The sequence below is a fragment of the Mesorhizobium sp. B263B2A genome (assembly GCF_020165775.1).
GTDB classification, from domain to species: Bacteria; Pseudomonadota; Alphaproteobacteria; order Rhizobiales; family Rhizobiaceae; genus Mesorhizobium; species Mesorhizobium opportunistum.
Map to the genome: position 1 here is coordinate 1 of NZ_JAIUIU010000051.1, position 13,187 is coordinate 13,187.

General features: G+C 64.3%; 14 protein-coding genes and 1 pseudogene. 7 read left to right on the forward strand and 8 right to left on the reverse strand.

The genetic code is table 11. From position 1 onward, the window contains the following. Positions 1-204 precede the first annotated feature (204 nt). From ftsY to LB568_RS33060, 4 genes are all read left to right on the forward strand, one after another. Positions 205-1,665, forward strand: coding sequence for a signal recognition particle-docking protein FtsY (gene ftsY / locus LB568_RS33045; protein WP_412033943.1), 1,461 nt, complete (start codon positions 205-207; stop codon positions 1,663-1,665). A 51-nt stretch (positions 1,666-1,716) separates the two neighbouring features. Further along, positions 1,717-2,391, forward strand: coding sequence for a septation protein A (locus LB568_RS33050; protein ID WP_224732373.1), 675 nt, complete (start codon positions 1,717-1,719; stop codon positions 2,389-2,391). Positions 2,392-2,458: 67 nt separating this feature from the next. After that, positions 2,459-3,079 carry a pyridoxamine 5'-phosphate oxidase family protein gene (locus LB568_RS33055; RefSeq protein ID WP_224732374.1) on the forward strand — a complete coding sequence of 207 codons (621 nt, stop codon included), beginning with the start codon at positions 2,459-2,461 and terminating at the stop codon, positions 3,077-3,079. Between the two features lie 41 nt (positions 3,080-3,120). Continuing rightward, the gene (locus LB568_RS33060; protein ID WP_224732382.1) at positions 3,121-3,651 is read left to right on the forward strand and encodes an NADPH-dependent FMN reductase; all 531 of its coding nucleotides are present in this window, start codon (positions 3,121-3,123) and stop codon (positions 3,649-3,651) included. Between the two features lie 211 nt (positions 3,652-3,862). Here LB568_RS33060 and LB568_RS33065 read toward each other — a convergent pair whose 3' ends face one another. Both LB568_RS33065 and LB568_RS33070 read right to left on the reverse strand, forming a co-directional pair. Continuing rightward, positions 3,863-4,072: a tautomerase family protein gene (locus tag LB568_RS33065; protein WP_023758919.1), complete on the reverse strand. Its 210-nt coding sequence runs from the start codon at positions 4,070-4,072 to the stop codon at positions 3,863-3,865. Between the two features lie 179 nt (positions 4,073-4,251). Further along, positions 4,252-5,172 carry an SMP-30/gluconolactonase/LRE family protein gene (locus LB568_RS33070; RefSeq protein ID WP_224732375.1) on the reverse strand — a complete coding sequence of 307 codons (921 nt, stop codon included), beginning with the start codon at positions 5,170-5,172 and terminating at the stop codon, positions 4,252-4,254. Positions 5,173-5,466: 294 nt separating this feature from the next. Here LB568_RS33070 and LB568_RS33075 point away from each other — a divergent pair, with 294 nt between their 5' ends. Then, positions 5,467-5,634, forward strand: coding sequence for a hypothetical protein (locus LB568_RS33075; RefSeq protein ID WP_013892234.1), 168 nt, complete (start codon positions 5,467-5,469; stop codon positions 5,632-5,634). A 107-nt stretch (positions 5,635-5,741) separates the two neighbouring features. On the opposite strand, the gene LB568_RS33080 is transcribed toward LB568_RS33075, so the two are convergent. The 4 genes from LB568_RS33080 to ccmA all read right to left on the reverse strand — a co-directional run bounded on the left by LB568_RS33080 (position 5,742) and on the right by ccmA (position 8,086). Beyond that, the gene (locus tag LB568_RS33080; RefSeq protein ID WP_224732376.1) at positions 5,742-6,320 is read right to left on the reverse strand and encodes a DsbE family thiol:disulfide interchange protein; all 579 of its coding nucleotides are present in this window, start codon (positions 6,318-6,320) and stop codon (positions 5,742-5,744) included. After that, positions 6,317-6,490 (reverse strand): heme exporter protein CcmD, encoded by a 174-nt coding sequence (ccmD, locus tag LB568_RS33085; RefSeq protein WP_224732377.1) that lies wholly within the window; start codon positions 6,488-6,490, stop codon positions 6,317-6,319. The genes LB568_RS33080 and ccmD overlap by 4 nt, the downstream gene beginning before the upstream one ends. A 131-nt stretch (positions 6,491-6,621) precedes the next feature. Further along, entirely contained in the window at positions 6,622-7,287 is a 666-nt protein-coding gene (gene ccmB, locus LB568_RS33090; RefSeq protein WP_041163999.1) for a heme exporter protein CcmB, read from the reverse strand. Between the two features lie 193 nt (positions 7,288-7,480). Next, positions 7,481-8,086: a heme ABC exporter ATP-binding protein CcmA gene (ccmA, locus tag LB568_RS33095; RefSeq protein WP_224732378.1), complete on the reverse strand. Its 606-nt coding sequence runs from the start codon at positions 8,084-8,086 to the stop codon at positions 7,481-7,483. Positions 8,087-8,371: 285 nt separating this feature from the next. Here ccmA and acnA point away from each other — a divergent pair, with 285 nt between their 5' ends. Then, complete coding sequence (gene acnA / locus LB568_RS33100) at positions 8,372-11,062, forward strand: aconitate hydratase AcnA (RefSeq protein ID WP_224732379.1); 2,691 nt, start codon at positions 8,372-8,374, stop codon at positions 11,060-11,062. Positions 11,063-11,158: 96 nt separating this feature from the next. Here acnA and LB568_RS33105 read toward each other — a convergent pair whose 3' ends face one another. Then, the gene (locus tag LB568_RS33105) at positions 11,159-11,830 is read right to left on the reverse strand and encodes a ceramidase domain-containing protein (RefSeq protein ID WP_224732380.1); all 672 of its coding nucleotides are present in this window, start codon (positions 11,828-11,830) and stop codon (positions 11,159-11,161) included. A 178-nt stretch (positions 11,831-12,008) separates the two neighbouring features. Here LB568_RS33105 and LB568_RS33110 point away from each other — a divergent pair, with 178 nt between their 5' ends. Beyond that, a complete protein-coding gene (locus tag LB568_RS33110) occupies positions 12,009-12,791 on the forward strand; it encodes a DUF1223 domain-containing protein (RefSeq protein WP_224732381.1) in 783 nt (260 codons plus the stop codon). 7 nt (positions 12,792-12,798) lie between these two features. Here the strand turns inward: LB568_RS33110 and LB568_RS33115 are convergent. Then, positions 12,799-13,187 (reverse strand): annotated as a pseudogene (locus LB568_RS33115) (hypothetical protein); the annotation flags it as partial.

The following is a 13,187-nucleotide window of genomic DNA, read 5'->3' on the forward strand; positions in this document are numbered from 1 at the left end:
GCGCTCGGGACCTCCCCCCTCGAGGGGGAGGTAAAGCCCGCGCCTCAGCCGGCACCCGAAGAACCAGCACCCGAGCCGGCGCCCACCATCCCGCCTGCGCCCGAGCCGACGGTTCCATCCGAGCCGGAACCGCTGCCCGGACCGGAGCCGGACGAGGAGCCGGCACCCGCGCCAGAGACCCCGGAGCCACCGGCGCCAGAGGAAATTCCGGTACCCCCGGCGGCTCCGGAGCCCGTTCCCGAGCCTCAGCCGCAAGAAGTTCCTGCTCCCGCGCCGGCCGAGCCGGAAATTGTTCCGTCGCGCCCGGAGGGACCGCCGGAACAAGCGCCCGTCGAAGTGCCGGTCCCGCCTGCCGAGGTCCCAGCCGAACAGCCCGCACCTGTCGAGGTGCCGCCGGCCGCGCCTTCCGCACAGCCGACTTCAAAGGCCAGCGCCGCCCCTCATCCGCCTGCCGGCACCTTCTCCCCGTATAGGGACGGGGAGAAGGAAGAAGCACCAGCGCCCCACCCTCCCCTCGATGGGGAGGGTCGACGCGAAGCGGCGGGGTGGGGTGATAGCGCCGACGCCGACGCCAGTCACCCCCACCCCCAAGCTTCGCTTGGGACCTCCCCCATCGAGGGGGAGGTAAAACCAGCGCCTGTTCCGCCACCGCCGGCGCCGGAGCCCAAACCCGCTCCTGGCAAGGTGACCGTCACCAAGAAGGTCGAGCAGAAGGCCGAATCGGCGAAGGCGCCGGAGCCGGCACCGAGGCGCTCCTGGTTCCAGCGCATGCGCGACGGGCTCGCCCGCTCCTCGCGCGAACTCACCGGCAACATCGCCGGCGTCTTCACCAAGCGCAAGCTGGACGAGGACACGCTGCAGGACCTCGAAGACGTGCTGATCCGCGCCGATCTCGGCATGGAGACGGCCTTGCGCGTCACCGATGCTCTAGCCTCCAGCCGCTACGGCAAGGACGTCTCCGACACCGAAGTGCGCGCCATCATGGCGGCCGAGGTGGAGAAGGTGCTGACCCACGTCGCCATGCCGTTGGAGCTCGACCTCTCGCACAAGCCGCATGTCATCCTGGTGGTCGGCGTCAATGGCACCGGCAAGACCACGACCATCGGCAAGCTCGCGGCAAAACTGACCGATGGCGGCCTGTCGGTTATGCTCGCCGCCGGCGACACTTTCCGCGCTGCCGCGATCGAACAGCTCAAGATCTGGGGCGAGCGCACGAACTCGCCGGTCATCGCCTCCAAGCTCGGTGCCGATGCCGCCGGCCTCGCCTACGATGCTTTCGAACGAGCGAAGGAAGCCGGCTCCGACGTGCTGATCATCGACACCGCCGGCCGCCTGCAGAACAAGACCGAGCTGATGGCGGAACTGGAAAAGATCGTCCGCGTGCTCGGCAAGCTCGATCCGGAAGCGCCGCACACCGTGCTGCAGACTGTCGACGCCACCACCGGCCAGAACGCGCTCAACCAGGTCGAGATTTTCCGCAATGTCGCCGGCGTCAACGGCCTGGTGATGACCAAGCTGGACGGCACGGCGCGCGGCGGTATTCTGGTGGCGATCGCGGCAAAGCACAAATTGCCGGTCTATTTCATCGGCGTCGGCGAACAGGTCGACGACCTCGAACCTTTCTCGGCAAGCGAATTCGCCAGGGCGATCGCTGGAGTTGCGTAGCGGCATGATCCCGAAGAATTTTGAACGGGATCGTGCGTAAGAAGGAAGATCATGAACCCACCCATTCTCGAACGCGACCCGTCCGACCCGCAGAAAGAGAAGAAGGAAGGCGTCAATCCGCTGCTCAAGCTGGTGCTGGAGCTGGGTCCCTTGCTGGTCTTCTTCTTCGCCAATGCGCGCGGCCCATGGCTGGTGGAGAAATTCCCGGTGCTGGCCGAGTTCGGCGGCCCGATCTTCGTCGCCACCGGCCTCTTCATGGCCGCCACGGCCATCGCGCTGATCGTGTCCTGGCTGCTTATTCGCAGCTTGCCGATCATGCCGTTGGTGTCCGGCGTCGTCGTCTTCATCTTCGGTGCGCTGACGCTCTATCTGCAGGACGACATCTTCATCAAGATGAAGCCGACCATCGTCAACACGCTGTTCGGCGGCGTGCTGCTCGGCGGCCTGTTCTTCGGCCGGTCGCTGCTCGGCTATGTCTTCGAATCCGCCTTCAAGCTCGACGCCGAAGGCTGGCGCAAGCTCACTTTCCGCTGGGGCCTGTTCTTCCTGTTCCTGGCCATCGTCAACGAAGTGGTGTGGCGCAATTTTTCCACCGATGCCTGGGTTACCTTCAAGGTCTGGGGCATCATGCCGATCACGCTTCTGTTCACCTTCAGCCAAATGCCGCTGATCCTGCGCCATTCGCTGGACGACAAGGCCGGCGGGGAAGAAAAGGCCGGCAAGTAGAGCAATTCCAGGAAAAGCGCGTAACGCTTTCCTAGTGAATTGCGTCAAGACAAGAGGGAGAGAGGGCATGGAATTCGTCACCACGCGCGAGGAACTGCGGACGATCTACAAGACGCCGCGGCCGACCGATGGTTCGATTCGCAAGGAATTGAAGGCGCTCGATGGCCATTGCCGTTCCTTCATCGGCAAGAGCCCGTTCGTGCTGATCGGCTCCTCCGACGGCGAAGGCAATTCCGACGTAACGCCGAAGGGCGACAAGCCGGGCTTCGCCATCGTTCTCGACGACAGGACCATCGCCATTCCAGACCGGCCCGGCAACAACCGGCTGGACACGCTGGAAAACATCCTGCGCAATCCCTCGGTCGGGCTGCTTTTCCTCATCCCCGGCATGAATGAGACGCTGCGCGTCAATGGCGATGCCCGCATCACCGTCGACGCGGGCTTGCGCGAGCGCCTTTCCGTCGACGGCAAGGAGCCGCAAAGCGTCATCGTCGTCACCGTCAAGGCCACCTATATGCATTGCGCCAAGGCCTTCATGCGCTCCGACCTGTGGAAGCCGGAGACCTGGTACGACCGCGCGACGCTGCCGACGCTCGGCCAGATCCTGCGCGACCAGCTGGCGCTGGCCGATTCGGCCGAGGCGACCGACCGCTGGCTGGACGACGAATACAAGCAGACCATGTGGTAGGCTTATCCGGACACGATTCGTCCGAACTGGCCTCACCGACTGTGGTGAACATCCTCGCCATCTCCGGCAGCCTGCGGGCGGCCTCCACCAATTCGGCCCTGGTCGAAGCATTGGCGCGCAACGCGCCGGCTGGATGCCGCGTCATCGTCTATGACGGGCTCGGCCGCCTGCCGATCTTCAATCCCGACGATGAAGGCGAGCGGACACCGCACGCAGCCTCCGATCTGATCGATGCCGTCACCGCCGCCGACGGCATTATCGTCTCCTGTCCCGAATATGCCCATGGCGTGCCGGGCGGGCTGAAGAACGCGCTCGACTGGCTGGTGTCGCGCGACGCCGCCGTCGCCAAGCCGGCCATGCTGGCGCACGCCTCGCCGCGCTCGTTGTATGCCCGCGCCGCCCTGGCCGAGATCATGCGCACCATGTCGTTCGCGCTTTATGACGGCGGACTGGAGATTGCCCTGCTGGGGAAGAAGCCGCCCGAGGTGGAGGCTATTTTGGCTGAGCCGGCGAATGTGACAGCGATGCGCGACGCGCTTTCGGCTTTCGCCGAGTTCATCCGCACGCGCTGAGCGGCGGCGCCTTTGCCTTCTCCCCCTTGTGGGAGAAGGTGGATCGGCGCGTAGCGCCGAGACGGATGAGGGGTGTTCCAGCGGAGTGAGGCGTTGGTTTTTCTGGTTCAAACCTGGCGATTGTTGACGTATCGCCAAGCTGGAACACCCCTCATCCGACCTCGCTTCGCGAGGCCACCTTCTCCCGCAGGGGGAGAAGGAAGAGAGGCGCCTACTTCTTCCCTCTCAACGTCTCCACATCGGTTTTGCCGACATACCAGTCGCGGGCGTTGACCTCTTCGAAGACCACCCAGACATCGTCATTGCCGAGCCCGGTGGCATCCATGATGGCGGCCGTGACTTTCTTGGCGATGTCAGCCTTCTTGCCTGCCGGATCGGCGGCGATCACTTCCTTGACGATGCGGATGTTGACGAATGGCATGACGTCCTCCCCTTCAAATAGCTAACGCCGTTGAGAGACCGTTTCGAAATTCGCTCTGGCGAGTCATATGATGGTGGTTTCGAGAACCGGAGCGGAGCGTACTTTTGGGTACGTGAGCACCGGAAGCGCAGAAAACGCCTTCAGATGGCCGTCAGAGTAGAATTTCCAAACGGTCTCACTCAAAAAGTCTTGGCTCCGTTCACCATCAGCCGCACCATGTAGAGCGAGGTGGTGCCGGCGATGTAGAGACAGTTCAGCTTGTTGCCGCCGAACACGCAATTGGCGGTCACCTCCGGCACCTTGACCTTGCCGATCAGCGTACCGTCCGGATCGTAGCAATGGGTGCCGTCGGCGGCGCTGGTCCAGATGCGCCCGTCCGCGTCGAGCCGGAAGCCGTCGAACAGGCCGGCCGTGCAATCGGCGAAGACCTTGCCGCCCGACACCTTCTTGCCGTGCTTGCCGACATTGAAGACCCGCATATGCGCCGGGTTCTCGGCGCCATGCGTGCGACCGGTGTCGACGACATAGAGCAAGCTCTCGTCCAGCGAAAAGGCGAGCCCATTGGGTCTGACCATATCGGTGATGACGGCCTCGATCTCGCCGGTATCGGGATCGACCCGGTAGACGTGGCAGGCACCGATCTCGCTCTCGGCCTTGTCGCCCTCATAGTCGGTGTCGATGCCGTAGGTCGGATCGGTGAACCAGATCGAACCGTCGGACTTCACCACCGCGTCATTGGGCGAGTTCAGCCGCTTGCCCTTCCATTTGGCGGCGATCGTGGTGACCGAGCCGTCATGCTCGGTACGGCTGACGCGGCGGCCGGAGTGCTCGCACGTCACCAGCCGGCCCTGCCGGTCGACGGTGTTGCCGTTGGAATTGCCCGACGGCTGCCGGAAGACGCTGACGCTGCCGTCCGTCTCGTCGTAGCGCAGCATGCGGTTGTTCGGGATGTCGGACCAGACGACATAGCGGCCGGCGGCGAACCAGGCCGGCCCTTCCGCCCAGCGGCATCCGGTGAACAGCTTTTCCACCTGCGCGTTGCCGTTGAACAGGCGCGCGAAGCGCGGATCGAGAATTTCGTAATAGTCTGCGGCCGCCATGCATTTCCTCCCGGCATCACGTGACGCCGGATCAAGCCAGCCCGCGATCGATATGGCAAGACGGGACGCTTGCAATTTGTATGACAAAACGGAGAGGAAGCAGCCGGTCGACCTGGCTCGGCTGCCCGCCGTTCAACCGCGGCGCACTTTAGGACCCGATTAACCGGCTATGCGCTGCGCGCAATGGTGCATTGCAACATCTTCTTTTTGCAACGCACCAATACTATGTCATGTTCCGTACTGCCAAGGGAGGAAGAACCCGCCGCCAGAATGCGGCACAGAAGGACCCTTGCTATGATCTTCAACGATCTCATGACCCGCGCTCGCACCAGCATCGCCAAGCGCAAGCACTACAACCGCCTCGTCGCCGAAATCGACAGCTTTTCCAGCCGCGACCTCGCCGACATGCGCGCCGATCGCTCGGAAATGCTCTATCAGATCCACAAGCAGATCTACGGCTGAGTATTTGGTCGGTTTTCCGGACGGCGGGGCACGAGCCCCAGCCTGTTCTCCCCCACGGGGAGAAGGTGGACGCGTAGCGGCCGGATGAGGGGGCCTGGCGCCAGCGCCTAACCCGGAACCGCCAATGCCTTGTCGATCTGTGGCAGCAACAAATCCCTTGCCGTCTCCGCCGTCAGCGGGCCGACATGCTTGTAGGCGATCTTGCCGTCCTTGCCGATGACGAAGGTTTCCGGCACGCCATAGACACCCCAGTCGATCGCCGCGCGGCCGGCTTCGTCGACACCGATGGCCTGGAACGGATTGCCGAGATCGCCGAGGAACCGTCGGGCGTTCTCCGGCCGGTCCTTGTAGTTCAGCGCCGCCATCACGAACCGTTTGTCCTGCGACAGCGCCAGAAGCACCGGGTGCTCTTCGCGGCATGGCGCGCACCACGACGCAAAGACGTTGACCAGGCTGACCTTGCCGGCGAAGTTTTTGGAATCGAGCCCCGGCAGGTTCGATCCTTCCAGTGCCGGCAGATTGGTCTGCGGCGCCGGCAGGCCGATCAGCGCCGACGGCACTTCCGAAATATCGCGCCCCGACAATAGCTGCGACAGGAACAGTCCTGCCAGGCCGAGGAAGACCAGCAGCGGCAAGAGCACGAACAGGCGCCGGCTGCGTGACGGTGTTTCGGTTTCGCTACTCACGGCTTTGCTGTCCCAGTCCTATCGGAACGCCGCTTCACGCCGGCCGCTTCGAGTTCGGCGAGTTCGCGCTTGCGCGCCCGCTGGTCGAGCAGGATCCAGCCGATCAGCCCGGCCAGGACCAACGCGGTGATGGCATAGGCCGCGGTGACATAGAGCGCATGCGCACTCATGCGGTCCGCTCCATTCCAGCGTCTCTTTCCAACCGTCGCTCGATCATGCTTTCCCTTAACCGCGCATCGGCGGCTTCGCAATCGGGCGCCGCGCCGCGGTCCCCAGGCCCATGGTCTTCAGCACCGCCGCATCAATCCGTACCGTGGCGCAAGGCCAGCGCCGCCGACACCGGCCCCAGCACAGCAAGAAACAGTGTCAGCGCGGCAAGAATGAGGAAGGGTTGCAAAAACGGATCGGGATTGGCCGTGGCGCCATAGCTCGCCGAAACACCGAAGATCAGCACCGGTATGGTCAGCGGCAGCACCAGCACCGAGATCAAGAGCCCACCGCGCGGCAGCGCCACCGCCACCGCCGCCCCGGCGGCACCGATGAAGGTGATCGCCGGCGTGCCGACCAGCAGCGTCAGCGCCGTGGCGCCTATCGCCAGCGGCTCCATATTCATGAACAGCCCGAGCAAGGGAGCCGCGACCACCAGCGGCAGCACGCTGCCAGCCCAATGCGCCAGGCATTTCACCAGCACCGTCAGCGCCAGCATGTGCCGGTCGTTGCCGAGCACCAGGAGATCGAGCGAGCCATCCTCGCGATCGGCCTGGAACAGCCGGTCGAGCCCGAGCAGGCAGGACAGCAGCGCGCCGATCCACAATATCGCCGGGCCGATGCGGGCCAGCAGCCTGAGGTCGGGCCCGACGCCGAACGGAATGGTGGCGATGACGGCCAGGAAGAAGATGACACCGGTCAAAGCGCCGCCGCCGGCACGGATGTTGAGGCGGATGTCGCGCAGGAAGAGGGCTAGCATGATGTGAGATGTCGGCGCCCAGGCGCCCCCCTCTGTCCTGCCGGACATCTCCCTCTCAAGGGGGGAGATTGGATTTCACCTCGGCTTTCGCCAATCTTCAACGTCGGAGGGCTGGCGAGACGCATGAACTGCCAATCTCCCCCCTGGAGGGGGAGATGGCCGGCAGGACAGAGGGGGGCGCCTCGCACCATCATCAATCCGTTTCCCCCATCCTCAACTCCACCCCCTCGATCCCCAGCGGCAGATGCGTCGCCGCCACGATCATCCCACCCCCAGCGCAATGCCTCGCCATCAGCCTCCCGAACCGCGTCTCCGAAGCCTTGTCCAGCCCCGCCGTCGGCTCATCGAGCAGCCACAGCGGCCGCTGGCTGACCAGAAGCTTGGCAATCGCCGCGCGCCGCCTCTGTCCTGTCGAGAGATAGCCGAACGGCAGATGGCCGATGCCGCCGAGCCCGACGGTCTCCAGCGCCTCGTCGACGCCGACGTCTCCGCCACCGTTGAAATCGCGCCAGAAGCGCAGGTTTTCCGCCACGCTCAGCGCCGGCTTCATCGCGTTCTGGTGGCCGAGGTAATGACAGGCCGAGGCAATGGATGGAAATGCCTCGCCGCCGCCTTCGAGCAGCAACCGGCCTTCGGCCACCGGCAACAGCCCGGCGACGATCCTGAGCAAGGTCGATTTGCCCGATCCGTTCGGCCCGGTGACGACCAGCGCCTGGCCTCGGTCGAGCGCGAAACCGACGCCGGAAAACACCGTCTCGCCGCCGCGTTCGCCGCCCAGATTTTCGGCGATCAGCCGCATCCCTCGCCTGCCCTGAAATCAATGTTTCGCGAGCGCTGCCGCATCGCACAAATTTGCTCCGCAACTGTCTAGAACTATTCCAGAAAATTCTCTATATGCGGTGCATCCGTGCCAGCGGTCGGCGCGGGAACAGAATTTGCGCCGAACCAGCGCACGCGCCGCCTTGAACGGCTCGGGTTGCTTGGGAACGGACAGCGGAAATGGCCGTACCCGCACCTTTGCGCGTGATTGCATGCCATCGGCGTCCGTTCCCTTTCAGGCTGAACAGACAAGGACGGATCGCACGTGTCAAAATCCCTCGATAGCTTCAACTGCCGCCGCACCCTGACCGCGGGCGGCGCCGAGTATGTCTATTTCGACCTCGTCGAGGCCGAGAAGAACGGCCTCACCGGCATCGCCCAGCTGCCCTATTCGATGAAGGTGCTGCTCGAAAACCTGCTGCGCAACGAGGACGGCCGTTCCGTCACCAAGGACAGCATCCAGGCGGTCGCCGGCTGGCTGACCGACAAGGGCACGGCCGGCGTCGAGATTGCCTACCGCCCCGCCCGCGTGCTGATGCAGGATTTCACCGGCGTTCCCGCCGTGGTCGATCTGGCCGCCATGCGCGACGCCATGGCTTCGCTCGGCGGCGACCCGCAGAAGATCAACCCGCTGGTGCCCGTCGACCTCGTCATCGACCATTCCGTCATCGTCGACGAATTCGGCACGCCGCTGGCTTTCGCCAGGAATGTCGAGCTCGAATACGAGCGCAACGAGGAGCGCTACAAGTTTCTGAAATGGGGCCAGCAGGCGTTCCGCAACTTCCGCGTCGTGCCGCCGGGCACCGGCATCTGCCACCAGGTCAATCTCGAATATCTCGGCCAGGTGGTGTGGACCAACACCGAGGACGGCGAAACCACCGCTTACCCGGACACCTGCGTCGGCACCGATTCGCACACCACCATGATCAACGGCCTTGGTGTGCTCGGCTGGGGCGTCGGCGGCATCGAGGCCGAGGCCGCCATGCTCGGCCAGCCGGTTTCCATGCTGCTCCCTGAAGTCATCGGCTTCCGCCTCACAGGCAAGCTCAAGGAAGGCGTCACCGCCACCGACCTGGTGCTCACCGTCACCCAGATGCTGCGCAAGAAGGGCGTCGTCGGCAAGTTCGTCGAGTTCTTCGGCCCTGGCCTGTCCAACATGACGCTGGCCGACCGTGCCACCATCGGCAACATGGCGCCCGAATATGGCGCCACCTGCGGCTTCTTCCCGGTCGATTCGGAAACCATCCGCTACCTCACCATGTCCGGCCGCGAGGAAAGCCGCATCGCGCTGGTGGAAGCCTATTCCAAGGCGCAAGGCATGTGGCGCGAGGCCGGCTCGGCCGACCCGGTCTTCACCGACCTGCTCGAACTCGAGTTGAGCAGCGTCGTGCCGTCGATGGCCGGCCCCAAGCGCCCCGAAGGCCGCGTCGCGCTTGAAGGCATTCCAGCCGGCTTCGCCAAGGCGATGGAGACCGAATACAAGAAGGCCGCCGAAATCTCCAAGCGCTATGCCGTCGAAGGCACCGACCATGATCTCGGCCATGGCGACGTCGTCATCGCCGCCATCACGTCGTGCACCAACACCTCGAATCCGAGCGTGCTGATCGGCGCCGGTCTTTTGGCGCGCAACGCCAACCGTCTCGGCCTCAAGCAGAAGCCGTGGGTGAAGACCTCGCTGGCGCCCGGCAGCCAGGTGGTCGCCGAGTATCTGGAGAAATCCGGCCTGCAGAAGGAGCTCGACCAGATCGGCTTCAATCTTGTCGGCTTCGGCTGCACCACCTGCATCGGCAATTCCGGCCCGCTGCCGGCGCCGATCTCCAAGACCATCAACGACAAGGGCTTGATTGCAGCCGCGGTGCTCTCCGGCAACCGCAATTTCGAAGGCCGCGTCTCGCCCGACGTGCAGGCGAACTACCTGGCGTCACCGCCGCTGGTCGTCGCCCATGCGCTGGCCGGCACTGTCACCAGGGACCTGACCACCGAGCCGCTCGGCGAGGACAAGAACGGCAATCCGGTCTACCTCAAGGACATCTGGCCGAGCTCGACCGAGATCCAGGAGTTCATCGAGAAGAACGTCACCCGCGAGCTGTTCGCCCGCAAATATGCCGACGTCTTCAAGGGCGACGAATACTGGCAGAACGTCAAGGCGCCGGAAGGCCAGACCTATGCCTGGGACGACAACTCGACCTATGTGCAGAACCCGCCCTATTTCGCCGGCATGACCGCCGGTTTCGGCAAGATCGGCGACATCAAGGGCGCACGTGTGCTCGGCCTTTTCGGCGACAAGATCACCACCGACCACATCTCGCCGGCGGGCTCGATCAAGGCGGCGTCGCCGGCCGGCAAATACCTCACCGACCACGGCGTCGGCGTCGCCGACTTCAACCAGTACGGCACACGGCGCGGCAATCATGAAGTGATGATGCGCGGCACCTTCGCCAACATCCGCATCCGCAACCACATGCTGGGCGAGAACGGCCGCGAGGGCGGCTACACCATCCACTACCCGTCGAAGGAAGAGGAATCGATCTACGACGCGGCGATGGAATACAAGAAGGAAGGCGTGCCGCTGGTCATCTTCGCCGGCGTCGAATACGGCAACGGCTCCTCGCGTGACTGGGCGGCCAAGGGAACGAACCTGCTTGGCGTCCGCGCCGTCATCGCCCAGTCCTTCGAGCGCATCCACCGCTCGAACCTGGTCGGCATGGGCGTCATCCCCTTTGTCTTCGAGGAAGGCACCTCATGGGCTTCGCTCAACCTCAAGGGCGACGAGGTGGTCGAGATCGACGGCCTGAGCACCATCAAGCCGCGCCAGACGATGAACGCCAAGATCACCTATGGCGACGGCACGGTGAAGAACGTGCCGATCATCTGCCGCATCGATACGCTGGACGAGCTCGACTACTTCAAGAACGGCGGCATCCTGCAATACGTGCTGCGCGATCTAGCCGCGTAGCGGCAAGGCAGTAGGGCTTAGGCAGTAGGGAATAGAACACCTACTGCCTACTGCCTACTGCCTACTGCCTACTGCCTACTGCCTACTGCCTACTGCCTACTGCCCTTGCTTCGGCGCCCCAAACCGCGCCGCCGCCGCCAGCAGCACGCCGAGCATCAGCCCGTTCAGGATGTGCCACAGGAAATGCGTGCCGAGCGGAAAGCTGCCGCAGACCATCGGGTCGATCATGCGGCAGATGACGGACACCACGAAGATCGCCGAACCGGCCAGATTGTACCAGCCGGCTCGGTTGCCGCTCACCGTCACCCAAGCGCCGAAGAAGGCGAGCGCCAGGAACGGCGGCAGATAGCCCGTCGTGCCGTTCGATGCCTGGCGCAGCCAGTCCGGCACGGCGAAGGTGATCAGCCCGGCAACCGCGTAGAAGACGACGAAGACAGCGATCGCCTTGCCCCATTCCATACCGAGGAAACGGCGCAGGTTGAACAGCGTATAGGCCAGGGTAAAGCCTGCGATCGGCAGGATATCGGCCCAGATCGTGCCCCTGGTGGCAAAGGTATGGAAGATCGTCGAGCCGATGCCGATCGCCACCACCCACCAGGCCAGCACTTGCGCGAAGGTGCCGGTTTTGTGCCGCCGCACTTCGAGCACACCCCATAATCCTGCCGCAATGAAGGCGAGGTTGGTCAAAGCATTCGTCGGCTCGGCCCAAAGTCCAGAACCGGTCCGCTCGCAATAGAGATCGACAGGGGTCAGGAGAGTTTGCCACATGGTGATGATCCCAGCCCGAATCGAACCGCGTAGTGAAATGCAGTGCCCACTCCTATTGCGACCTTACCTGCGGCTGCAATGGCAAAATTTCACCGCAACGTGACTTCCCGTTGACTTCGGCTTCTGCCACATATTTCAGCAAATCAGAACAAAGCCGGCATCACCGGCGGGAATTGGAATGGTCATGGCCTCGCGAAGATTCCTGTGGCTGGCAGCCTTTGCGCTGGCCTCCTCGGCGTTTGCCGGTGCTGGCCATGCCAGCGAATCCGAGAAAATGCATGCGGAACCCCAGGCCGACAGGCCGCTCGGCGTGGTCGAGCTGTTCACCAGCCAGGGCTGCAGTTCCTGCCCCCCGGCCGATGCCTTCTTCGCCGAACTCGCCACCAAGGACGACATTGTCGCGCTCGCCTATCACGTCGACTATTGGGACTATCTCGGCTGGAAAGACACGCTGAGCCGCAAGGAGAACACCGAGCGGCAATACGACTACATGCGCGCCTTCGGCAGCCGCTCCGTCTATACGCCGCAGGCGGTCCTCAATGGCCGCATCCATGTCAACGGCGCCAACCGCACCGAGGTCGACGGCGCGCTCGCCCGAATGGCCAGGTCCGGCGAAGGCATGCGCGTCGCCATCAAGGTCAGCCGGACCAGCGACCGCGTGATCATCGATGCCGGCGATGCCGGCACCGGCCCCAGCGATGCCCATGTCGTCATCGTCTATTTCGAGCCGCCGCAAACGATCAACATCGCCCAGGGCGAGAACTCCGGCCGCAAGATGACCTATTGGAACGCGGTCACCGGCATCCAGACCGCGGGCATGTGGCACGGCAAGGCGCAGCGCTATGAATTGCCGATAAGCGAGATCGTCAAGAAGGGCGGCTGCGCCGTGCTCTTGCAGTCGGCCGGCAAGGACGGCATGCCCGGCCCCATTCTCGGCGCCGCCTTCATCCACAAGCCTTGAAAAGACTTCAATGCCCGGTCAGCCGGTCGGCGAAAGCCGCGAGGCGGGACGTCCGCCCGAGGCCGTTTGCTTCACGTTGGTCCGCGATGCGATAGAGCTGGTACATGGAGTGGACGCCGAGCCAGCGCAGCGGTTCCGGCTCCCATTTCTTGACCGTGCGGTTGACCCAGGGCAGCCGGGTCAATTCGGTATCGTGGCCGAGCACGAGGTCGCGCAAGGTGCGGCCCGACAGGTTCGAGCTGGAAACACCGAGCCCGACATAGCCGCCGGCCCAGCCGATGCCGGTCTCGCGATCGAAGCCGCAGGTGGTGCACCAGTCGCGGGGGGGGGGGGGGGGGGGGGGGGGGGGGGGGGGGGGGGGGGGGGGGGGGGGGGGGGGGGGGGGGGGGGGGGGGG